This window comes from Streptomyces aureoversilis (genome assembly GCF_042657885.1).
In the GTDB taxonomy this organism is placed as follows: domain Bacteria; phylum Actinomycetota; class Actinomycetes; order Streptomycetales; family Streptomycetaceae; genus Streptomyces; species Streptomyces aureoversilis.
Map to the genome: position 1 here is coordinate 103,569 of NZ_JBHSKJ010000020.1, position 22,578 is coordinate 126,146.

A 22,578-nucleotide genomic window follows, 5' to 3' on the forward strand; every position below is an offset into this window, starting at 1 on the left:
CCGGCCCTGGAGGACAGCAGCCGTCGCGGCCGGTCGTCCACGGGTGTGCTGCCGGCCCGTGCAGGGCTCGTGTCCCGGTGCCGCAGGCATCGGTTCGCGCCGCAGCGGCGAGGCGTGGGGTGCGCAGTCCGGTGCTGCCGGCGCTGCCGGACTACGTGGCGTCCCGTGCGATCGTCGCGCACTGCCGCAGCAGCCCCGCCCCGTGTTCCGTCAGGACCGTCCTGTGCGCGGTGAGGGACGTTACCGCCGTTCCCAGGTCCGTCAGCAGGCGGTCGTGGCGGGCGCGTACCGCCGCTCGCCCGGCGGCAGGGAGCGTGCCCTCGTCCGCCGTCCGGCGGTGGAGGAGGACGCAGCGGGCCAGGACCACCGTCTGCTGGAACAGGCCGCTGAGCGGGCGTGGGTCGGGGCGCAGGGGCGTGGCCAGGGGGCCCGCCGTGTCGTCGGCCGCGGGGTGCAGGAACGGCGCCCGGACTCCCGCCACGTTGCAGCGGTTGTGCGTGCCCTCGTGGACCAGCGCCTCGGCCAGCCGGGCCGGGCCGGGGAGCCCGGAGCGGGTCGCCGAGAGCCGCCTGCGGTTGATCAGGACCGCGCCGTGGACGGTGAAGTCGGTGAACCCGTCGATCGCCATGCCGTCCAGGAGCGCCACCTGGCGGACCACGGTGCGGAGTTCGTCCAGCATCTCGGGCCACACGTCCTGAAGCAGCCGCACCGCCGCCTCCAGGGCCTCCTGGTCGGCGGTCCGCCACGGCCCGAGCGCGGCAGTGACCGGCTGCCCGTCGGCTCCGGGCCGGGACGGCAGCTGGGCCAGGGCGCGCCGCAGGCTGCGCAGCAGATGGGGGTGGTCCGCCGGGCCGGCGAGCTCGACCGGCCACGCGGCGGGCCCGGTCGCGGCGGGGGCGGGCGGCCCGGCCCAACCGTTCGCCGGTGCCCCACCCGCGCCCGCACCCCCGCCCCCGCGCCGCACCGCGCCCTGCGCCCGGTGCGCGGCCTCCACGGCGGCCGGGTGCAGGGGGAGCGGCGGCAGCCCCGCGCCCTCCGCCACCGCCGTCAGCAGCCGCTGCAGCGCCTGCTGGTCGGCGTGCGCCGTCGTGAGGTCCGGTTCGACGTCCACACAAGCCTCCTGCCTCGCCCTCGTCCCCACCCCCGTCGCACGGAGCGGCCGACCGGACACCTGCCCGGTCGGCCGCCGGAGTGCAGCCCGCGCAGCGCGGCCGGGCTACTCCTCGAACGGTATGTCGACCATGAGGGCGAGCTCGGGGAGCTCCTCGACCGGGACTTCCTGGACTTCTACGATGTCCTGGGGCATTTCCGCTCCTTCGGCGGTGAGGGGGTCTTGCGTTCGACGAGGCGTCGGAACACCGGCGCACCCGGCTGACATGGTGCCCGCGCGACACCGTGATCGCCATGGTGGAACGGGCCGTTCCGAGCCGCCCGCATCCGCCCGCCGACCAGCGGTTTCCACGTGTCCGCGGCCGCCGTGGCTCAAAGGACGTCCTTCCCGGCGTCCGGCGCGGGCTTGCGGGCCAGCAGTGAGAACGAGAGCGGCACGGCGGGAACGTCGGCGGGCAGGTGCCACCACCCGTCGTCGCGCTCCTCCAGGAAGGGGAACATCGGCCAGGCCACGAACGGCCACTCGTGCAGGAACTCGATGACGAGCCCCGCCTCCAGCAGCGCGTTCACCATGCCCCCCAGGGTGTGCCCCCAGGAGAACTCCCAGCCGTCCGCCTCGGCCTCCGGCACCGCCAGCGGGCTGCGGTAGCGCCAGCGCAACGGCTCGCCGGAGCCGAAGTACGGGTAGCGGACGGCGAGTTCCCGGCTGTCCGTGCGGTTGTCGAAGAGCCAGGCCGTCGGGTGGGACTCGAAGAGGTAGAACCGGCCGCCCGGCGCCGTGAACCGCGCGACGACCGCCGCCCACCGGCGCAGGTCCGGCAGCCAGCCGAGCACCCCGTGCGAGGTGTAGACGAGGTCGAAGGTCTCGTCCAAGTGCCGCGGCAGGTCGTAGACGTTGGCGCAGAGGAACCGGGCCGACGGGGCGACGTCGCGGGCCAGGGAGCGCGCGGTCTCCGTCCCCTCGGCGGAGAAGTCGACGCCGGTCACGCGCGCCCCGAGCCGGGCCCAGGAGAGCGTGTCCAGCCCGACGTGGCTCTGCAGGTGCAGCAGCGACAGGCCCGACACGTCGCCCACCTCCTCGACCTCCAGCCGGCGGATCCGCATGCCGCCGCGGCGGAAGTCGTCCAGGCCGTAGAAGGCGGAGGCGGCCTTCAGGGGCGTCCACGCCTCCCACTGCCGCCGGTTCTCCGCCATGTACGCCTCGGGGTCCATGGCCGCCCTCCCTTCCCCCGGGTCACTCCGGGCGTTCGTAGACGGAGACGTGGTACGCGCTGGACGACGTGAACGGCGCGCCCGTCCAGTCCCCCCAGCGCTCGCGCAGCCGCAGCCCCGCGAGGCGCGCCATCAGGTCCAGCTCGCCCGGCGCCGCGTACCGGAACGACACCGTCGTGCGGTGCATGCCGAGGCCGCCCGCGCCCTTGTCGAGGACGACGTAGTGGGAGCGGTAGCGCTGCGCCGCCCGGTCGGTCTCCCGGAACCGCAGGACGACCTCGCCGTTGCCGGTCGGCAGCACCTGGCCGCCCGTGGACCGGTCGTCCGCGAGGGCCTCGGGCACGTGCGCGTCCAGGACGAACAGGCCGCCGCGGCGCAGCCGCCGGGCCGCGCCCGCGAAGCAGTCCACCTGGGCGTCCTGGCTGGGCAGTTCGGCGAACGTGCCGCTGACGACGTAGACGAGCGCGTACGTCCCCGGAAGGCCGGAATCAGCCCCCGCTCCGCCCCCGGCTCCGGTATCGGGCCCGGAATCGGCGCCGGCCCCGGCCCCGACCGTACTGAAGTCCCCCATCGTCACCGGGATGTGCTCGCCGCCGGGCTTGGCCCGCAGCTGCTCCACCATGGCCGGGGAGGCGTCGATGCCGTGGACCTCCACGCCGCGCGCCGCGAGCGGCACCGCGATCCGGCCGGTGCCGATGCCCAGCTCCAGGGCCGGCCCCGGCCCGGCCGCCTCGGCGAGCCCGGCGAGGGCCGCCACGGTGGCCGCGGTGGTGCCGGACGCGGCGAACCAGGAGTCGTAGCGGGCGGCGAAGGCGGTGTAGTCCGGCGAGCCGGATGAGGTCATGGTCGAGCCCTTTCTCGCGGTCGGCCGGCCGGGGCGGTCAGCCGAAGGGATGGGGGAGCGCGCCGGGCATCCGGCTGTCGTCGGCGGGCAGGGGCCGGGCACCGGGGGCGATCACCCGCACCACGCGGACTCCTTCCGCGCGGATACCGGGGGTGTCGGTGTCGACGAGCAGCACGTCGCCGCCGGTGTGCGCGGCGAGCGCGGCGAGCCCGCCGGACGGTTCGGCCGGCCGCCGGTCGCATGAGCCCCGCCCGTACGGGGCTCGCACCGCGTCCACGGGCCCGCCGCCGGACCCGTCCACGCGGTCGCCCGGTCGCGTCCCCGGCCCCTCCCGCCGCGGCCGGGGCATCGTGGTGTCGCCGGGCCCAGCCGTCACCCCATCCGTCACCCCATCCGTAACCCCGTCCGCCCGGCTCTCCGGCCCGGCCCGTTCCGGCCGTGCCCCGGTCGCGTCGCCCCGCCCGCCGTCGAGCGCATCCCCCGCCCCGCCACGCCCCCGCCCCGTCCAGTGCCCCAACGCGTCCTGCCCGTGGAAGGCCCACAGGGCGTGTTCCAGGGCCGTGCGGGGCGGGGTGCGGCCGCCCCAGCCCTCCCACGTGCGCAGGGCCACGGGGCTGGTCATGCTCCAGCGCACCATCAGGGCCTCGTAGGCGGCCCTGGCCACCGTCGCCGCGCGGTCGCCCGCCCGCGCGCAGCGGGCGCCGAAGCTCTGGCCGGGGCGGCCGGGCGGCGCCCCGCCGTGGACGCAGACCACGGCGCACTCCGTGCCGGCCGGTGCGGGCAGTGCCAGGAGGGCGGCCCGCAGGCCCAGGGCGGCGAGGAGGAGCCGTACGGGCCCGGGCAGCAGGTCGTCCGCGGGGACGGCGCGCGGCGGCACACCGGGCCCGTACCAGCTGCGCCGGATCACGTCCCGTTCGAGGAGCTCGTAGGCGGCGTGACCGGCCGCTGCCTCCCGGTCCGGCCGGGCTCCCAGGCCCGTCGATCCCGCCCCCGACGTCGTGCCGCAGCCGGGCGGCGGGCGGTGCTGGAGGAACACCTCGCCCGCCGGGACCAGCAGTTCGGCGCCGGTGAGCGCGGAGCGGGCCGGAACCCACAGCTGGCGCACCGCCCGCGCGTCCGTACCGCCCGTGCCGTCGCCGAACTCGGCCGGGTCCAGGGCGGGCACGCCGCGCCGCCGCCAGCCGTCGTGGTCGCCCACCCAGCGCGCCGCGCTCTCGGCGGCCCGTCCTGCCAGCACGTTGCCCATGCGCTCCAGCAACTCGCCCCGGGCGCGCAGCGCGACGTCGGCCCGGTCGTCGCCGGCGGCGCCGCCGATGAGGACCCGGGCCGCGCCGCTCGCGCTCGTCCGGCCGAACTCCGGTGACCGCGCGGCTGTGCGCGCGAAGACCACGCCCGGTCCCTCGGCGAACGGGGCGAACACCTCGGGCCGCCAGCGTTGCGCACGTCCGGAGCCGTCCGGGGACGGCGCGTCTCCCGGGGCGTCCGGGTGCGGTGTGGTCATCGCCCTCGATTGGACCAAAGGCGCAGCGCCGGCACAACGGCACCCGCCGCAACCGGCGTTGCGGCGGTGAATTCCGGCCGCCCGGCGTGCCGTTGACAATTCCGTGCGATCCGGCACGGTGGCGACGGCGCACGGGCCACCGGGCCCGGAACCGTCCCGCCACCCCCGCGAGGAGGCCGCGAGCACATGACACCCGACCGCGCAGTCCGCCCCGGATCCGTTCCCAACCCCGGACCCGTTCCCCGCCCGGGTTCCGCCCCCCGCCCCGGACCGCCGGCCCCCGCCGCCCGGCCGAAGATCTTCGGCATCGGCCTGTCGCGCACCGGAACCCGGTCCCTGACCGTCGCCCTGCGCACGCTCGGCTTCGACGTGGCCCACTACCCGGCCGACCCGGGCACCTACGCGGCGCTCCTGGCCGGCACCGCCCGCTTCCCGCTGCTCGACCACCGTGACGGCATCACCGACATCACCGTCGTGCCGTACTACCAGGACCTGGACCGGGCCTGGCCGGGCGCCAAGTTCATCCTCACCGTCCGCGAGGAGGAGGGCTGGCTGGCCTCCTGCCGCACCCACTGGAAGCCGGCGATCGACGGCAAGGCCGGCCGGAGCGAGGTCTACCCCCAGCTGCAGCGCTTCCTGCGGGCCGCCGTCTACGCGAGCCACGAGTTCGACGCCGGGCGGTTCCGCACGGTCGCCCGCCGTCACACCGCCGAGGTGCTCCGCCACTTCGCCGGCCGCCCCGGCGACCTGCTGGTCCTCGACATCACCGCCGGGCAGGGCTACGAGCGGCTGGCGCCCTTCCTCGGCGTCCCCGTCCCGGACGGGCCCTTCCCGCACACCAACGCCTACGCGAGGGTCCCGGCCGGGGACGCCGCAGCCGACGGCACCGCCGGGCCCACCGCGCCCGCCGGGCCCACCGCGCCCGCCGGGGGCGCGCGGTGAGCGCGTCCGGCCGGATCCGGACCCTCCCCGGGGACTTCTCCCCGCCCGGCGGGCGCCACGTCGACCTGGTCCTGCGGACGGTCGGCGAGCGCACCACCGACCTCGCCCTGCGCCTCGCCCTCGAGAACATCCGCCCGAACCGCGTCCACATCGCCGAAAACATCCGGCCGTTGTCCGCGGCCGTGGACCGGATCCTCGCCATCGACCACCACAAGGCCTCGCACGTCGTCCACTTGGACGCCGACTGCCTCGTCCTGGAGGACATGCGGCCGTTCCTGGACGCCAACGAACTGGCCTACACCGACTGCTTCGTGCACGACCGCTTCCGAGGCCGGGTCCACTGCGGCGTGCACATCACCCGGGCGGACCTGGTGCGGGGCATGCGCGGGGCGGACCTCGGCGCCTTCGCGCGGGACTGGCTGGGCCCCGTGCTGCGCCCCGAGGCCTTCCGCCGCCACCTCGCCCGCCGGGAGCTCCAGCCCGGCGTCCAGCTCAAGGGCTTCCGCATCCTGCACGACCACCTCCAGGACTACGCCGACATCTACGCCAAGTACGCGCTGCGCGAGCTGCGCAGCCGCGACGAGGGCACCCGGGCGCGCCTGGAGGCCGCCATGGCGCAGTGGGGCGACGGCCCCGACTTCACGGTCGCGCGGGAGGCGGTCCGGCACAGCCGCGAGCGCGTGCCGCAGGCCGTGACGCCCCTTCAGCTCGCTGCCCGTATCGAAGAGCTGCCCGCCGTCGCGGCGCGCGAGACCGCGGCCCTCGGACTGCCTCCGCTGCCGCCCCCCGCCATGGCGGACGTGTACGAGGCCGCCGAGGGCCTCCCGCGCGAGGAGCGGGTCAAGGTCTTCGGGCTCGGCCTGCCCGGCACGGGGACGCGCAGCCTGACCACCGCGCTGCACGAACTGGGCTTCGACCTCGCCTCGTTCCCCTTCGGCGCGGGCGACATGGAGGCCCTGCGCCGCGGTGACGGCCGCTTCCCGGCCCTGCGCCACTACGACGGGCTGGCCGACGTCTTCGCCCTGCCGCACCTCTCCGAACTGGACGCCCTCCACCCCGGATCCCGGTTCGTGCTGACCGTGCGCGACAAGGAGGGCTGGCTGCGCGCCGCCGAGCGCCTGTGGGACACCGGCTGGCCCGCGGGAGCGCCCGCCGCGGAGCGGGCAGCGCAGCACGAGGCCCGCCGGCTGTTCCAGGAGCGGGTCTGCGGCGGGCACGGCTTCGACCGGGAGCGGCTGGCCCGGGCGTACGACGCCCAGACCGCCCGCGTCCGCGCCCACTTCGCCCGCCGCCCCGGCGACCTGCTGGTCCTCGACGTCTGCGGCGGCGAGGGCTGGGAGAAGCTCGCACCCTTCCTCGGCCGGCGGGTCCCGGCCGTGCCCTTCCCGCACACCAGGACGAATCCGCTGGACCTCCTGCCCCGCTGAAAGCGGTCCTGCATCCCCTAAAGGGCCACGGGACGGAGAGTTCCGCCACGCGGCGGCCGGTGTGACGGCACCATGACCCGGTGACGAACGCGACCGCCCCGCGCATCCCCGCCCCCGCCGCGCAGCCGGACCTCGACCTCGGCTGGGACGACCCGCACTTCCACCGCGTGGTCTCCGCGAGCCTGCGGCAGATGGCGGGCCGGCTGCCGGCCGTCCTCGGCCGGGCGGCCCGGCTGGGGTGGGCGGCGGACCGGGCGGCCACGCTGCAGATACTGGCCGCCCAATGCGTGGCGGCCGCGGCCGCGGCGGTCGCGCTCGCCGCCACCGCGCGCGTCATGGCCGGGCTCTTCGGCCCCGGCTCGGCCGCCGGGCACCTGTACGCGGTGCTGCCCGCGCTCACCGTCGCCGCCGCGGCCGCCGCCGTGCGCGCCTGCGCGGACGCCACGGCCCAGTACGCGGCCCTGCGGCTGGCCCCCGAGGTCACCGCCCTGGCCGACGAGCGCATCCTGGCCGACACCCCCGAGGTGGAGCTGACCGCCTACGACCGGCCCGAGTTCAACGACGCCCTGCAGGCCGCCGGCACGGGCGCCCAGGCCACCCAGGACCTGATCACCGACGCCCAGGTGCTGCTCTCCGCCGTCGCCCAGCTGATCGCCGCGGCGGTCGTACTCACCGCCCTGCACCCCCTGCTGCTGCCCCTGCTGGCCCTCGCCGTGCTGCCCAAGGGAGCCGCCGCCGTCGCCGCGGCCCGCATCGCCCACCGCGCCGCCCACACCAGCCTCGCCGACAACCGGCTGCGCTACCTCCTGCGCCGCTTCAGCACCGAGCCGCGCACGGCCGCCGAGATCCGGGCCGGCACCATGGCCCCGTACCTGCGCCAGTGGTACGCCCACCTCACCGACCGGATCCGCACCCGGCACCGCGCCGCCGCCCCCCGCGTGCTGCTGGTGACGCTCTGCGGCGCGGCGGGCTCCGGCGCCATGCTCGCCCTCACCTGGCTGACCGTCGGCGCGCTCGTCCTCGGCGGCGCCATGGGCCTGGCGGTCGCCGCCACCGCGGTCGTCGCCGTACGGGCCTCCACGGCCGCGCTGACCGCCCTGGTCATGGCGGGGGCCCGGCTCTTCCGCACCTCGCTCTACCTCCAGGACTGGCAGGCGTTCCTGGACCTGGCCGAGGAACTGCGGGCCGTGCGGGGCCCGCTGCGGCTCGGGGCCGGCGGCCCCCGGGAGATCCGCGCCCACGACGTCTCCTACCGCCACCCCGGCGCCCCGCCCGGCAGGCCCGCCCTGGACGGCGTCAGCGTCACCCTGCGCTCGGGCGAACTCGTCGCCCTGGTCGGGGAGAACGGCTCCGGGAAGACCACCCTCTCCCGGCTGCTGACGGGGCTGTACCTGCCCACGGCCGGGCGGGTCACCTGGGACGGCACCGACTTGGCCGAGACCGACCCCCAGGACGTCTGGTCGCGCGTAGGGCTGGTCCCGCAGGACTACACGCGCTGGCCGATGGCGGCCCGCGAGAACATCACCCTGGGCCAGCCCCGCGGCGGCGACGACCTGGTGCACGCAGCGGCCCGCGCCGCGGGCGCCGACAGCGTCCTCGACGGCCTCCCCGGCGGCCTGGACGCCCTCCTCGCCAAGTCGTTCTGGGGCGGCCACGACCTCTCCGGCGGCCAGTGGCAGCGCTTCGCCGTGGCGCGCGCCTTCTACCGCGAGGCCGCCGTCCTCGTCCTCGACGAACCCACGTCCGCGATGGACCCCCGCGCCGAGCACACCGTCATCAGCCGCTTCAAGGAGCTCGCCGCGGGACGCGCCGCCGTGTTCGTCACGCACAATCTGACCAACACCCGCATCGCCGACCGCATCGTCGTCCTCGCGGAGGGCCGCGTCGTGGAGGAGGGCACCTTCGAGGAACTCTCCGTCGGAGGAGGACTCTTCGCGGAGCTGTACAAACTTTCCCAGGACCGGTGACGCGGCGCGGGGCCGAAATGACCGCGGCAACGCCGGGTTCTTAAAACCCTCTTACCTGCGTTCGTTATCAACTCCCCATGCACCTCTTCACCTCCTGCCGCACCGCCCGCGCCGCCGCCGTCGTGCTCGCGGCCACCCTCCCGTGCATCACCCTCGCCGAGCCCGCCCACGCCGCCGCGCCCGCCCAGACGGTCCGCGTGCACGGCCAGTCCGTCGACGTCCCCGTCCGCGGCGGCACCGCCACCGTCGACACCGCCACCCTGCGCGTGACCGCCCGCACGGCCGCGGGCGGCACCGTGGAGCTCTCCGCACCGGCCGCGACCGCCCCCGGCGCCCCCGGCGCCGTCACCACCACCGCGGACGGCGCCCGCTGGACGTACCCCGGCACCGGCCTGGAGGTCACCGCCCGCGCCGACAAGGGCCGGCTCCTCGTGACCGTCCGCTCCACCGGCGCAGCCGACCGCACCCTGAAGTGGCCCGTCACGGGCGCCGGTTCCGCCTCCGCCGCACTGCAGCTGCCGCGCGGCGAAGGGCTGTCGATCCCCGCCCGGGACACCTTCTGGAACTCGCCCGAGGCCGGGCTCGCCGGCAGCGAGACCCCCATGGACTCCGGCCTCTCGCTGCCCCTGTGGGGCTGGTCCGCGGGCCGGACCGGCGTCAGCTACCTCGTCCCCACCGACATCGGCACCACGCTCGGTGTGACCTCCGAGCAGGGCGCGCTGCGCGCCACCGCCGCCCACGCGTTCTCCCGCGGCGAGGGCACCACCGACTACACCGTCGCCTTCAGCCTCACCGACGGCTCCCCGGTCGCCCCCGCCCTCGACCACCGCGCCTGGCTGAAGGAGCACGGGCAGCTCGGCAGCCTCAAGCGCAAGATCGCGGCCGTCCCCGCGAACAAGAAGCTGCTCGGCGCCTTCCACGCCTACACCTGGGGCCCGGCCCGCACCGCCGACGGCGTCCGCAAGCTGCGCGCGCTCGGCGTGGACCGCATGTGGCTCGGCTACGACGCCGACGACCAGCCCATGACCCCGGCCGCCGTCAAGGCCGCCAAGGAGGCCGGCTACCTCGTCGGCCCCTACGACTCCTTCGCCAACGGCCAGGACCCGCAGAAGTCCGACGCGCCCACCTCCGTCTGGCCGGACGAGGTCTACCCCGGCTTCTGCGTCCAGCGCGCCGACGGCTCGCCCGAGCCCGGCTTCCACGACCGCGGCTGCTACCTGAGCACCGAGGCGTTCGAGAAGGCCGAGCCCACCCGCCACTACCTCGCCGACCGCACCCGCAAGATGACCGCCAACGGCGCCGACAGCTACTTCCTCGACGTCGACGCGGCCGGCGAGCTCTACCGCGACCACAGCGCCGCCCACCCCCAGACCAAGGCCCGCGACCGCGCCAACCGCCTCGCCCGCATGAAGCGCCTCGCCGACGGCGACCGCCTCGCCCTCGGCTCCGAGTCCGCCGGCGCCTGGGCCAACGAGGTGCTCTCGTACAACCACGGCTCCGGCACCCCCGTCCACGACGGCCTGTGGGCTGCCCAGCGCGACAAGGAGAAGTGGGGCGGTTACACCCCGGCCAAGGCACCCGGCATCTTCTTCAAGCCCGCCGAGCTCCCGGCCGCCGTCGCCAAGGCCATGTACGATCCCGCCTACCGCGTCCCGCTGTACGAGACGGCCCTGCACGACTCCCTCGTCAACGTGGAGCGCTGGGAGCTCTCCTACGACAAGCTGCCGCAGCAGAAGACGGACCGCGCCCTGCTGGCGATGCTCTACAACACCCCGCTCAACTTCGTCATCGGCGGCGACTCCCTGGAGAAGCAGGGCAGTGAGCTCGCCGCCCTGCAGAAGTACTTCTCGCCCCTCCACAAGGCGGCCGGCACCGAGCCCATGACGGACTTCCGCACCCTCACCGGCGACCGCACCGTCCAGCGCACCGCCTTCGGCGACGGCACCCTCACCGTCACCGCCAACTTCGGCACGAAGGCGTACGAGGGCCTGCCCGGCGGCTGCGTCGACGCCGAGCTGAAGGGCGACAAGAAGCCGCGGCGCCTCTGCCCCGCCACCGTGAACGTCAACCCCTAGCGCCGAGGGCCAGCACGGCCTCCACCGTGTCGGCCTCCTCCGCCCGCTTGTCCTCCCGGTACCGCACCACGCGCGCGAACCGCAGCGTCACCCCCGCCGGGTACCGGGAGGACCGCTGGAGACCGTCGAAGGCGACCTCCACCACCAGCTCCGGCCGCACGGTCACCACGAAGCCGTCGTCGCTCACCGCCAGCCCCCGCAGCCGCTCCGTCTGCCACGCCAGCATCGCGTCCGTCATGCCCTTGAACGTCTTGCCCAGCATCGCGAACGAGCCGTCCGGCCGCCGCGCACCCAGATGGAGGTTCGACAGCTTCCCCGTGCGCCGCCCGTGACCCCACTCCACCGCCAGCACCACCAGGTCCAGCGTGTGCACCGGCTTGACCTTCAGCCACGCGGCGCCCCGGCGGCCCGCCGTGTACGGCGCGTTCAGCGCCTTGACGACCACGCCCTCGTGGCCGCGCCGCAGCACCGCCTCCGCGAAGTCCCGCGCCGCGGCGCGCGCTCCGGCCTCCGCCGGGTCCGCGACCACCAGGCGCCGCACCCGCATCGGCTCCGGCACCACCCGCGCCAGCTCCGCGTGGCGCTCGGTCACCGGCAGCGCCAGCAGGTCACGGCCGTCCACGGCCAGCAGGTCGAAGAACACCGGGGACAGGGGCACCGTCACCGCGGCCCCGGCCACGTCCAGCCGCGAACCCACCCGGCCCGCCGTCTCCTGGAACGGGCGCGGCCGCCCCTGCGCGTCCAGGGCGATCACCTCGCCGTCCAGCACCGCGGAGGACACCGGCAGCTCCCGCGCCACGCGGCACAGCTCGGGCAGCCGCTCGGTGATCTCCTCCAGCTTGCGCGTCCAGATCCGCACCTCGTCGCCCGCGCGGTGCACCTGCACCCGGATCCCGTCGAGCTTCTCCTCGACGGCGCACGGCCCGAGCCGGTCCAGCGCCTCCTCGACGTCCCTGGCGGTGTGCGCCAGCATCGGCAGCACCGGGCGGCCCACCTCCAGCCGGAAGTCCGCCAGCGCCACCGGGCCCCGGGCCAGCAGCTCGCGCGCGACCGCCGCCAGGGAGCCGCCCAGCATCACGGCGCGGCGCACCTCCGCGGGATCCGCGCCGGTGGCGGCCGCGAGCCCCTCGGCCGCGAGCGCGTCGAGGGCGCCCTGCCGCAGCTCCCCGCCGAGCAGCCCCCGCAGGAAGTGCTGCTCCTGTTCCGTGGCCGCGCCCATCAGCGCGTCCACGCGGCGCTTGCGTTCGGCCTGCGCGCCCTTGCCCGCCACGGCGGCGATCCCGTCGACCGCCCGGTCGACCTCCGCGACGGTCAGCGCGGGCGCGCCCGCCGGGGGCGGGGAGGAGCGCAGCACGCTCCAGCCGATGCCGACCCTGCCCTGCGGCAGCCGCCCCGACAGGTAGGTCAGGGCGACGGGCGCCTCCCGCGGGTCCGCGCCGCGGAAGAGGCCGGCCAGCAGGGCGGTCTTCTCCGACCGCGCGGTGGTCGCGGCCACTTCGGCGGACACGCGGGCGACATCGGCCAGGAGCATGCCTTCATCGTGCAACGGGCGTGCCCGCCGCGCAGTCCGGCTCAGCCCTGCTGCCGCTCCCAGAACCCGCAGTGGTGCTCCGCGCTCAGGCGGATCTGCCGGATGCCGTCCGCGCCCGGCGCGAGGGACTGCGTCAGCCCCCGCTCGTGGAGAGCGGGCCAGTGCGGGGCACCGGAGGAGTTCGGGTCGCCCGTGCGGGCGAAGCGCGTCCAGTAGCCGACCATCCGGTCCGACAGGGCGCGCTGCGCGCTGTTCAGGGGCGGCTGGGTCGGGAAGGCGGTGAACAGGTAGGGCAGTTCGAAGGCGTGCGAGGCTCCGTAGGGGAAGCCGGGCACCACCGGCAGGCCGTCCAGGACGGGCGCGTCACGGTCGGCGAACTCGTAGGCGTACGTCGGCACCCGGCCGGCGAGCGCGCGGTCGGCCCGCACCGCCGAGCAGACGAACGTGGTGTCGGTGAGCACCGCGGACCAGGCCAGCGCGGGCGAGGCGTAGTCCGCCAGCGGGTACTCCGCCTCGACGGCGCCCGCGGCGGAGCCGAAGGAATCCGCCAGGCGGGCCCGGTAGTCCCGCTCGTCCCGCAGGGGGAACTGCTGCAGGGTCAGGCCGACGAACAGCCGCATCTCGTCGAGGTTCGTGCCCTGGATCACCGGCACCCGGTGGAAGCGGCCCGCGGTGAGGGCCTTCTCCGGATCCGTGGGCAGCAGGGCGTTGCCGTAGACGGGCCTGCTGAACGCCTGTGCCAGCTCCGGCGTCGCCAGCTTCTCCGCGCTCAGCCCGCGCAGGCAGTCCAGCGCCCCGGCCCCCCGCGGGCAGCCGAGCTGCCCGGCCGCGGTGGCACCCGCGTCCTGGAGGGTCCGCTGCGATACGGAGAACCCGGCCCCGGGTGTCCCCGGAGCGACGGCGCCGCGGGGGAAGGACGTCATGCACGACCCGCTCTGCAGGATCGCCTTGTGGAAGAGGCCGGCCGCGGTGGGCGAGGTGAGCTGGGCACAGGTGCTGATGGCCCCGGCCGACTCCCCGAACAGGGTCACGTTGTGCGGGTCGCCGCCGAAGCGGGCGGCGTTGGCCCGCACCCAGCGCAGGGCGGCCTGCTGGTCGGCGAGGCCGAAGGCGGGCGCGTCCCCGAGCTCGGGGTGGCCGAAGAAGCCGAGGGCGCCCAGCCGGTAGTTGAGCGTGACGACGACGGCGTCGCCGCGCGTGGCCAGGCGTCCGGTGTCGTACTCGCTGCCGGTGCCGCCGACGAACCCGCCGCCGTGCACCCACACCATGACGGGCCTGCCGTGGCCGGCCGCGCGGCCCGTCGGCGTGGTGACGTTGAGGTACAGGCAGTCCTCCGAGCCGGTAGCGGGACCGGTGCCGAAGATCGGCGTCTGCAGGCACTGGGAGCCGGGCTTCCCCGCGTCCCGTACGCCCTTCCAGGGCGCGGCCGGCTGCGGAGCGCGCCAGCGCAGCGGGCCGGTCGGCGGCGCGGCGAAGGGGATGCCCTCGTAGGTGGCGTACGTGCCGTGCGTTCTGCCGCGCACCGGGCCGTGGTCCGTGCCGACGACCGGCCGGTCCGGCGTGCCGGGTTCCCGGCCCGGTGGCGCGGCGGCGGCGACGGAGGCGACGGACATCAGGGCCAGGAGCAGGGCGAGGAGGGCCCCGCCCCGGCGACGGGGGAGCCGGACATGCTGCATGCGTATGTCCTTTCGGCAGGCGGGCGCGCGGTCGGGCCCGGGCACCCCGGGTAGTACCCATCCCGAACCACGGGTATCTCCGCCACCCGCCATTACCTGGCGTCACGTCATGGCCGGGGCCCGACGACCTCCGTTCCCGCGGCGACGGTGATGGCCGCCGCGGGACAGGAGTCCGCCGCGTCCAGCACCGCCTCGTCGGGCTCCGTCGCCCCTCTCAAGGGCCGGGAGCGTTCGCCGTCCAGCACGAACAGCCCCGGTGCCAGGGCCGCACAGATCCCCGAGCCGAGGCACGCGCCCCGGTCCACCGTCACCCGCCACGCCGCCGTGCCGTCCGCCGTGGCCTCCGCCGGGTCCGTCACCGGGCTCACCACCCCACCGGCATCGAGCGCGGCCCGCGGACCAGCATCCCCGTCTTCCAGACGATCTCGCCGGCCGGCCGGAGCCCGGGCAGCCGCAGGATCAGCGCCCGCAGCGCCTCCTGGAGCTCCAGCCGGGCCAGCGGGGCACCGAGGCAGTGGTGCACGCCGTGGCCGAAGCCCAGGTGCTGGTTGGCCTCCCGGCCGATGTCGAGGATCTCGGGCTCGGCGAACCGCCGGGCGTCCCGGTTGGCGGCGCCGACGGCCACCAGGACCGCGTCGCCCTTGCGCACGAGCGTGCCGCCCACCTCGACGTCCTCCAGCGCGTAGCGGGCGAACGACGCCCCCGCGCCGAGCGGGACGAAGCGCATCAGCTCCTCGACGGCGCCCGGCAGGAGGGCCGGGTCGGCGTGCAGCCGCTCCAGCGCTCCGGGGTGGTCGAAGAGGGTGAGCACGAAGTTGGGGACCTGCGTCGCGGTGGTCTCGTGGCCGGCGACGAGGATGCCCACGCAGAGCTCGATCAGCTCGCTCTCGGAGAGCCGGTCGCCCACGTCGCGCGCCTCGATCAGGGCGGTCATCAGGTCGTCGGCGGGCCGGGCGCGGTGCTCCTCGACGAGCCCGGCCATGTAGGCCCGCAGCTCGTCCCGGTTCACCGTCTTCTCCTCGGCGGTCAGCGAACTGGTCGACAGCGCGGCGTCGCTCCACTTGCGGAAGCGCGGGCGGTCCTCCTCCGGCACCCCGAGCAGCCGGCAGATCACGGCGACGGGGATCGGCAGCGCGTAGTCCTCCACCAGGTCGGCGGGCGGGCCCGCAGCGACCATCGCGTCCACCAGGCTCTCGGCGAGCGCGCGCACGTCCGGGCGAAGCTTCTCGACCCGCGGGGTGGTGAACGCCTTCGTCACCAGGGTCCGCAGCCGGGTGTGGTCGGGCGGGTCCATGCTCAGCAGGCCGGTGTCGCGCGGCCCGTTTCCCCGGCGCGGCTCGTCGTGGTGGACGCTCTCGGCCCGGCTGAACCGCCGGTCGCCGAGGACGAGCCGGGCGTCGGCGTAGCGGGTGACGAGCCAGGCGGGCTCGCCGTACTCCATGCGGACGCGCAGCAGCCCCTCGCCGCGGCGCGCCTGTGCGTACTTCCCGGACAGGGCCAGTCCGGTGGGGTCGTTGAAGGGATAGGCAGTGGGCTCGTCGTGGGTGATGGACATCCGCGCGCCTCTTTCCTGAGTGTCCCTGCTTACAGGCAAGCGTCGGCAGAGATGGGTGCCTCGGTCAACAAGGCGTCACCCTCGCGCCGCCCGGGTTCAGTCCGGCCGCCGCGCCGCCCGGGCCCGGCCCGCGCTGTCGCTGATGCGGATCAGCAGCGCCACCATCAGCCAGTTGGCGACGAGCGAGGAGCCGCTCTTGGCGAGGAACGGCAGCGCCTTGCCGGTCAGGGGGATCAGGCCCATCACCCCGCCCGCCACGACGAAGACCTGCAGGGCCAGGGCCGCCGCGAGCCCGACGGCCAGCAGCTTCCCGAAGGGGTCGCGCGCGGTCACCGCGGTGCTCAGGCCGCGCTGGGCCAGCAGCGCGTAGAGCACGAGGACGACCATCGTGCCGGCCAGGCCCAGCTCCTCGCCGACCGTGGTGAGGATGAAGTCGCTGCGGCCGGCGAAGCCGATCAGCTCGGGGTGGCCCCGGCCCAGGCCGGTGCCGGTGATCCCGCCGCTGCCGAAGCCGAACAGGGCCTTCGCGAGCTGGTCCGATCCCGCCTGCTGGCTGTGCAGCGCCTCGAACGGGTGCTGCCAGGCGTCGATCCGGCCCTTGACGTGCGGCTCCACCGAGCCGACCACGACGGCGCCGGCCGATGCCATGAGCAGGCCGCACAGCACCCAGCTGAACCGCTCGGTGGCCGCGTACAGCATCACCACGAACAGCCCGAAGAAGATCAGCGAGGTGCCCAGGTCCCGCTCGAAGACCAGGACCAGCAGGCTCAGCACCCACACCGCCAGGATCGGCGCGAGCTGCCGGCCCGGCGGCAGCCGCACGCCCAGCACCTTGCGGCCGGTGAGGGCCAGCGCGTTGCGGTGGATGACCAGGTAGCCCGCGAAGAACACCGTGATCATGGTCTTGACGAACTCGCCCGGCTGGAAGGACAGCGAGCCGAGGTAGATCCACCGCTTGGCGCCGTAGGTGTCGTCGGGGAAGAACGCCGGGGCCATCAGCAGCACCAGCGCCACGGCCATCGTCAGGTAGATGGAGCGCTGGAGCCGGCGGTGGTCCTTCAGCGCGACGAGCACGCCCACGCACAGGCCCACGCCGATGACCGTCCACATCAGCTGGTTGGAGGCCGTCGGGTCCGAGGAGTAGCGCTCGCCGTAGGAGAAGTCCAGCCGGTACAGCAGCACCAGGCCGATCCCGGACAGCAGCACGGCCAGGGGGAGGATCAGAGGATCGGCGTACGGGGCCCAGCGGCGCGCGGCCAGGTGCGGCACCAGCGCCAGGCAGGCCATCGCGCCCGCGAATCCGGCGAAGCCGCCGGGTATCCGGTCGGTCGTCGCCAGGCCGGTGTACGCGTAGCCGGAACAGCTGATCAGGACGGCCAGGCCGAGCAGCAGCGCCTCCTGGTTGCGCCGTGCCGCGGCGGACGGGTCCCGCGCCTGCGCGCGGTGCTCGTCACGGCCGGAGGGGTGCACGGAATCCACGGTCACACCGATCACTATCGTCGGCGCCGCCTGAAGGAATCCTGAGATTCCTGAGCGAACCTTCAGGAATCGGGTGTTCCGGAGTCGAGTCCTCCGGAATCGGACCGTTCGGGCGGTGCGCCCCCGGGCAGCGGGAACCACGCCACCAGGCGGGCCCCCTTCCTGCCCGGCGCCACGTCGAGGCCCCCGCCGTGGGCGCGCGCGATCTCCCGGGCGATGGCCAGCCCCAGCCCGCTGCCGCCGCTCTCCCTGGCCCGCGCGGCGTCCAGCCGGACGAAGCGCTCGAAGACGCGCTCGCGCTCCTCCTCGGGGATCCCCGGCCCGTCGTCGGCCACCTCCAGCACCGCCCGCCCCGCGGCCCCGTCGAGCGACGCCGTGATCACCACGCGCGAGGCGGCGTGCCGCAGCGCGTTGTCGACCAGGTTCGCCAGCAGGCGCTCCAGCTGCCCCGTCCGGCCGCGCAGCGGCACGGGAGCCGCGGCGCGCACCACCAGCGGCACCCGGGGGGCCGGGCGCCTGGCCGCCTCCTCGGCCGCCAGCAGCGCGAGGTCCGCGGGTTCCCCGGCCGCCATCGGCGCCCGCGCGTCGAAGCGGGCCAGGAGCAGCAGGTCCGCCGCCACGTGCTGCAGCCGCACGGTGTCCTCCAGCGCGGCCCGCACGCCCTCGGGCGACGGACCGCCGGGCGCGGCCAGCGCCACCTCCAGCCGGGAGCGCACCGCGGCCACGGGGTTGCGCAGCTCGTGCGAGGCGTCGGCGACGAACTGCCGCTGCCGGCCCACCGCGAGCTCCAGCCGGTCCAGCGTGGCGTTGACCGTACGGGCCAGCTGCGCCACCTCGTCGCCGGCCGCCGGCACTGGCACCCGCCGGTCCAGCGCGCTCGCGGTGACGGCCGCCAGCTCCGTACGGATCGTGGTCACCGGGCGCAGCGCCGCCCCCGTCACCGCCCAGGCGATGGCCGCGGCCAGGCCGATCAGCGGCGGGGCGCCCGCGAGCAGGCCCAGCGCGATGGCGTGCGTGGCGTCGTCGACGTCGTTGAGCACCGTCAGCGCGTAGACGTACCGCTCCTGCCGCTCCCCGCCCGGCCCCGGCGGCGCCGCGGCACGCACCACCACGACGCCGCCGCGGTCGCCGCCCGTCGCCGGGCCGCCGGACAGGATGCGGTGGGCCGCGTCGTGTCCCGCGTCCGGGCGCAGCGTGGCGACCTCCCGCGCGAGCGCCTCCGCCGACGGCCGCGTGGTGGCGACCACCTCCCCGTGCGCGTCGAGGACGAGCACGACGTCCACGCCCGTGCGGGGCGAGGCCAGCAGCGCGGGCAGCTCCCCGGCGTCCGCCTGCGCGGCCACCTCGCGGGCGGCCAGCTCGGTGCGGCCGGTCGTGGTGTCCAGCAGGTTGGCGCGCAGCACCGTGTACAGCCAGGTGCCGCCCACGCCCAGCACCACCGCCATCGCCAGGGCCGCCGCGGCCGCGCACCTGCCCCGCAGCGTGCGCGGCAGCCTCGGCCGGCGCGCGGCGGTCACGGGCCGCCGCCGTCCGCGGCGATGCGGTAGCCGGTGCCGTGCACGGTCACGATCGTGCGCCGGCCGAACGGCGCGTCGATCTTCCTGCGCAGCGAGGAGACGTACACCTCCACGATGTTCGGGTCGGTGTCGCCGGGGAAGTCCCACACCTCGTCGAGGATGTCGCGCTTGGCCACCGCCCGCCCGGCGTTCGCCATCAGGTACTGCAGGACGGACAGCTCGCGCGCGGTCAGCTCGATCTCCACGCCGCCTCGCAGGCAGCGCCGCGCCGCGGGGTCCAGCACCAGGTCGCCGGCGCGCAGCGGGGGTGCGCCCCCGCCGCCCCGGCGGCGGCCCAGCGCGCGCAGCCGGGCGAGCAGCACCACGAACGAGAAGGGCTTCGACAGGTAGTCGTCGGCCCCCGCGTCGAGCCCCTCCGCCTCGTCGTACTCGCCGTCCTTGGCGGTCAGCATCAGCACCGGCGTCCACTGGCCGAGCCCGCGCAGCCGCCGGCAGATCTCGTAGCCGCTCGGGCCCGGCAGCATCACGTCGAGCACGATCACGTCGTACACGCCGGTGAGCGCCGCCTCCAGGCCGCGGTGGCCGTCGTGGACGGCGTCCACCAGATGGCCCTCGGCGGCCAGCCCCTGCCGCAGGGAATCGGCCAGCCCCGTCTCGTCCTCGACTATCAGAATGCGCACGCCCCAAGCGTCACATATGCCACCAGAAGCACTTGCGGCGTGCCCTGCCGGGCTCACGCGTGATGTCCCGCACACTCGAAGACATGGCCGTAACCGCCTGATGACCGCCGGGTTGACCCGGGGGAGAGCACGCAGCAACGCACCCCGCCACAGGACGGAGCAGTGGTACATCCATGAGCAAACGCCAGAAGGGCCGCAGGCACCGCAGGGTCAACCGCACTCCGCGCCCGGTCGGCGCGGCCGTCCGCCGCCGTTCCCCGGCCGCCGCTCCGCAGCCGGCCGTCGCCCACACGGCCGCGCAGCCCGCCGCGCCGGCCGCCGCCCGGCAGCCGGTGGCGCGGAAGGCGCCGGAGCGGCCCCTGGAGCGGGCGGCGGCCCGGCAGGCCGCGGTGCCGGAGCGTGCCGCCCGGCCTGCCGCCGCCCCCGAGCTCGGCCGGCACATCGTGCGCACGTGGGAGAGCCTGCGGACGTACGGCACCGCCGGGGCGTCCCTGGAAGAGCTCTGCGCGGCGGCCGGATACCAGCCGCGCACCGTCACCAAGCACGTCCAGGGCCTCGCCGGCCACGGCCTGGCCGAGCTCCGCGACGACCGCTGGTACGCCCGCGAGCCGGCCGAAGCGCTGGCGACCCGTTAGACCGGCGCCGGCACCGCCGGGTTCCACGATCGCGGTTGCCCGCCGCGGCGGCGACCGCCCGCGACAAGGCTGCCCGTGGCCGCTGCGGCGGAAGAACCTCCCGCCGCAGCGGCCACGGGCACGGAGGGGCGGGTCCGGCGGAAGCCGGGGGCACGGGCACGACCGTTGCAGTGCCGGCTCCGGCCGCTGCGGTCGAACGCCTCCCCACCGCAGCGGCGCGCGACCACGACGCCGAGGGGCCGGCGGCATCGGAGCGGTGGCCGCGCCGTCGTCCGGGCCCGGGCCCGCCCCGGCGGGGCTAGTGCCACCGGGGGCGGCCCGGGCCGGGCCGGCCGCCGGAATCGTCGCCCGCGAGGCGACGGTCCAGGGCGGCGAGAACCGCCTCGTGCCGGGCCAGGGCATCGGCCGCGCGCTCCAGTGAGCGCGCGGCCGTCTCCGCGCGGTCCGCATGGGCGACCATCCGTTTGTGCAGGGCCGCGCCCTCCGCGCCGAGCGAGGCCACCTCCTCGGCGCTCGACCGCAGCCGGGCAGCCTGCTCCCGCAGCGAGCAGGCCTGTGCCCGGACCGGCCGCGACCAGGGCGCGTGCTCCGCGCCGCCGCCCGTCACCGGATCCCCCCGGGCCGCAGCATCCGCCAGGGCGCGAACGCGTTGCGCACCCCCCGCAGCGCCGGGGCGAGCTCCGGGTGGTGGCGCATCAGCACGTCGGTCATGCCGGTGCGGTCGATCCACTCCATGCCCTCGGGCGTGTAGACCTCCGGGCGGTAGTCCCGGGTGAAGAAGCGGTCGCTCTTCAGCCGCCGGGATGCCATCAGGACGAACACCCGGAACGCCGTGTCGCTGAACGCGAACCCCCGCGGCCGCTGCTCGGCGTACATGCCGACCATGGTGTCGATGCGGTCCAGCCTGCCGTCGTAGACCTCGCGCAGCTCGGCCGCGAGCCCCACGTCACCCCCCGTCAGCTCCTCGAAGCCGGAGACCGGCGGGCGGTGCAGCGCCGCCCGCAGCGCGGTGTAGCGCGGGACGCCCCGCTCCCGGTCGCGCAGGATGTCCACCGCGCCGACGTCCACGCGTTCGCCGGAGATCCGCGCGAGGTCGCGCAGGCAGTCGGGGTGGTTGTGCAGCGTGATGTCGCCGGGGTTCATCACGCCGAAGGAGTACAGCAGGTCGGCGAGGCCGTACTTGTCCACCGCCGGCCGGGTGGCCAGCGCCTGCAGCCCGTCGAAGCCCGTCCGCTCGATCAGCGCGCCCGTGCGGTGCGAGTGGATCGCGTACTCGTCGCGGATGAGGGGGTGCAGCCGGTAGGCGGCGACGAACTCCTCCGTCATCGAATACGGCGCGGTGTGGTGGTCCGTGGGGGAGCCGGGGATGCCGAACAGCGACTCGCCGGTGCCGAACCGGCCCACCCGGCGCCGCACCCGGGCGGGCAGGACGCCGTACCAGTTCATGTGCATGGCCGCCCGGGTGACGGGGTGGGAGACCACCCCCGGCGTCCACTCCACGGTGTGGATCTTCGCCATGACGGCGGCGTTGACGAGCCGGGCCGTCTGGAAGAGCCGCTCGTCGCCCCACGTGGGGTGGGCGGCGGCGATCCGGTCGCAGATGGCGTTGTGCTCCTTGGCGAAGAGCGTGTGCAGCAGGGACAGCCCGACCCAGTAGTTGTCGTTGAAGCCCGTGAGGTCGATGCCGGACAGCCCCGGCGCGGTCTCGTCGGGCAGCCGTCCGTCCGTCAGGGCGAGCTTGCCCCGCTCGCCCGTGCGCAGGGCCCGGCAGCGCTCCTCGCTCGAACCGTAGAGCTGGGAGCCGTCCCACCAGTGGCTGACGGTGTTCTCGTACGTGGGCGGCTGCGCCGGGCCGGTGGAGCCGGGGCGGCGGGCGGGGTCGGGGCGGGAGCGGCGTACGAGCATCGGGCACTGCGGCCAGTCGTCGTCGGCGGCCAGCGGCACGTCCAGCGGGCCGTCGGTCTTGTTCTCCCCGTGGCTGAACCAGCCGTGGTTCTGGAACTGGATCCAGGCCGCGGCCAGCAGGTTCAGCCCCGTGGCCGGGCGGAAGCCGGAGCGGCGGCGCAGCAGCTGCCGGCTGACCTCCCGGGGGCTGGGCGAGAGCAGACCGTCGTCCTCGGGCTCGGGGAAGGTCTCCGGCAGGGCGCAGTTGCGGTCGAACCGGGTGCCCGCCCGGCCCATGTCGGCATCGGCGGGGTCGTACCCCGAGCCGTCGTAGCTGCGGTGCGGGAGCAGCGCGGCGGTGGGCGTGCGGGGGCGCTCCCCGCCGGCCCCGTAGGTGTCGTGCAGGTTGTGCGCCCGCAGCACTTGCCGCTGTCTCCTGAGCTCCAGCAGCGCCAGGGGGAAGGGAAGGGAGTGCCACTCGCGGCGGCGCGGTACCGGCGTCATCGACAGTTCTCCGTGAGGGTTGCAGAAGGTGCTTCGGAC

The 22,578-nt window shown here is 75.7% G+C and carries 18 protein-coding genes; 5 read left to right on the forward strand and 13 right to left on the reverse strand.

Going from position 1 to position 22,578, the window contains the following annotated elements:
* Positions 1-151: 151 nt before the first annotated feature.
* The 4 genes from ACFPP6_RS28945 to ACFPP6_RS28960 all read right to left on the reverse strand — a co-directional run bounded on the left by ACFPP6_RS28945 (position 152) and on the right by ACFPP6_RS28960 (position 4,667).
* On the reverse strand, positions 152-1,111 hold the full coding sequence (locus ACFPP6_RS28945) for an aKG-HExxH-type peptide beta-hydroxylase (RefSeq protein WP_382048430.1): 960 nt from the start codon (positions 1,109-1,111) through the stop codon (positions 152-154).
* A gap of 371 nt (positions 1,112-1,482) precedes the next feature.
* Positions 1,483-2,322 carry a class I SAM-dependent methyltransferase gene (locus tag ACFPP6_RS28950; protein ID WP_382048432.1) on the reverse strand — a complete coding sequence of 280 codons (840 nt, stop codon included), beginning with the start codon at positions 2,320-2,322 and terminating at the stop codon, positions 1,483-1,485.
* Positions 2,323-2,344: 22 nt separating this feature from the next.
* A complete protein-coding gene (locus ACFPP6_RS28955; RefSeq protein WP_382048435.1) occupies positions 2,345-3,166 on the reverse strand; it encodes a class I SAM-dependent DNA methyltransferase in 822 nt (273 codons plus the stop codon).
* A gap of 37 nt (positions 3,167-3,203) precedes the next feature.
* Entirely contained in the window at positions 3,204-4,667 is a 1,464-nt protein-coding gene (locus ACFPP6_RS28960; protein WP_382048438.1) for a YcaO-like family protein, read from the reverse strand.
* 186 nt (positions 4,668-4,853) lie between these two features.
* On the opposite strand from ACFPP6_RS28960, the gene ACFPP6_RS28965 reads away from it, so the two are divergent.
* The 4 genes from ACFPP6_RS28965 to ACFPP6_RS28980 all read left to right on the forward strand — a co-directional run bounded on the left by ACFPP6_RS28965 (position 4,854) and on the right by ACFPP6_RS28980 (position 11,078).
* Positions 4,854-5,609, forward strand: coding sequence for a sulfotransferase family protein (locus tag ACFPP6_RS28965; RefSeq protein ID WP_382048441.1), 756 nt, complete (start codon positions 4,854-4,856; stop codon positions 5,607-5,609).
* Positions 5,606-7,036, forward strand: coding sequence for a sulfotransferase family protein (locus ACFPP6_RS28970; RefSeq protein WP_382048444.1), 1,431 nt, complete (start codon positions 5,606-5,608; stop codon positions 7,034-7,036). Before ACFPP6_RS28965 ends, ACFPP6_RS28970 begins: the two co-directional genes overlap by 4 nt.
* A gap of 80 nt (positions 7,037-7,116) precedes the next feature.
* Positions 7,117-9,003 (forward strand): ATP-binding cassette domain-containing protein, encoded by a 1,887-nt coding sequence (locus ACFPP6_RS28975; protein WP_382048447.1) that lies wholly within the window; start codon positions 7,117-7,119, stop codon positions 9,001-9,003.
* A 77-nt stretch (positions 9,004-9,080) separates the two neighbouring features.
* Complete coding sequence (locus ACFPP6_RS28980; protein ID WP_382048450.1) at positions 9,081-11,078, forward strand: glycoside hydrolase; 1,998 nt, start codon at positions 9,081-9,083, stop codon at positions 11,076-11,078.
* On the opposite strand, the gene ACFPP6_RS28985 is transcribed toward ACFPP6_RS28980, so the two are convergent.
* From ACFPP6_RS28985 to ACFPP6_RS29015, 7 genes are all read right to left on the reverse strand, one after another.
* Complete coding sequence (locus ACFPP6_RS28985; protein ID WP_382048453.1) at positions 11,068-12,609, reverse strand: ATP-dependent DNA ligase; 1,542 nt, start codon at positions 12,607-12,609, stop codon at positions 11,068-11,070. The two genes, ACFPP6_RS28980 and ACFPP6_RS28985, sit on opposite strands and share 11 nt — an antisense overlap.
* A 41-nt stretch (positions 12,610-12,650) precedes the next feature.
* Complete coding sequence (locus ACFPP6_RS28990; protein WP_382048456.1) at positions 12,651-14,285, reverse strand: carboxylesterase/lipase family protein; 1,635 nt, start codon at positions 14,283-14,285, stop codon at positions 12,651-12,653.
* A 107-nt stretch (positions 14,286-14,392) separates the two neighbouring features.
* Positions 14,393-14,644, reverse strand: a complete 252-nt coding sequence (locus ACFPP6_RS28995) for a ferredoxin (protein WP_382048459.1) — start codon at positions 14,642-14,644, stop codon at positions 14,393-14,395.
* 5 nt (positions 14,645-14,649) lie between these two features.
* Entirely contained in the window at positions 14,650-15,840 is a 1,191-nt protein-coding gene (locus ACFPP6_RS29000) for a cytochrome P450 (protein ID WP_382048462.1), read from the reverse strand.
* Between the two features lie 96 nt (positions 15,841-15,936).
* Positions 15,937-17,319 (reverse strand): FtsW/RodA/SpoVE family cell cycle protein, encoded by a 1,383-nt coding sequence (locus tag ACFPP6_RS29005; RefSeq protein ID WP_382048574.1) that lies wholly within the window; start codon positions 17,317-17,319, stop codon positions 15,937-15,939.
* A gap of 62 nt (positions 17,320-17,381) precedes the next feature.
* Complete coding sequence (locus tag ACFPP6_RS29010) at positions 17,382-18,836, reverse strand: sensor histidine kinase (protein WP_382048465.1); 1,455 nt, start codon at positions 18,834-18,836, stop codon at positions 17,382-17,384.
* Positions 18,833-19,516, reverse strand: coding sequence for a response regulator transcription factor (locus ACFPP6_RS29015; RefSeq protein WP_382048468.1), 684 nt, complete (start codon positions 19,514-19,516; stop codon positions 18,833-18,835). Before ACFPP6_RS29015 ends, ACFPP6_RS29010 begins: the two co-directional genes overlap by 4 nt.
* 173 nt (positions 19,517-19,689) lie before the next feature.
* On the opposite strand from ACFPP6_RS29015, the gene ACFPP6_RS29020 reads away from it, so the two are divergent.
* Entirely contained in the window at positions 19,690-20,151 is a 462-nt protein-coding gene (locus tag ACFPP6_RS29020) for a hypothetical protein (protein ID WP_382048471.1), read from the forward strand.
* 298 nt (positions 20,152-20,449) lie between these two features.
* Here ACFPP6_RS29020 and ACFPP6_RS29025 read toward each other — a convergent pair whose 3' ends face one another.
* A complete protein-coding gene (locus ACFPP6_RS29025; RefSeq protein WP_382048474.1) occupies positions 20,450-20,758 on the reverse strand; it encodes a hypothetical protein in 309 nt (102 codons plus the stop codon).
* Entirely contained in the window at positions 20,755-22,539 is a 1,785-nt protein-coding gene (locus tag ACFPP6_RS29030) for a peroxidase family protein (RefSeq protein ID WP_382048477.1), read from the reverse strand. Before ACFPP6_RS29030 ends, ACFPP6_RS29025 begins: the two co-directional genes overlap by 4 nt.
* Positions 22,540-22,578 lie beyond the last annotated feature (39 nt).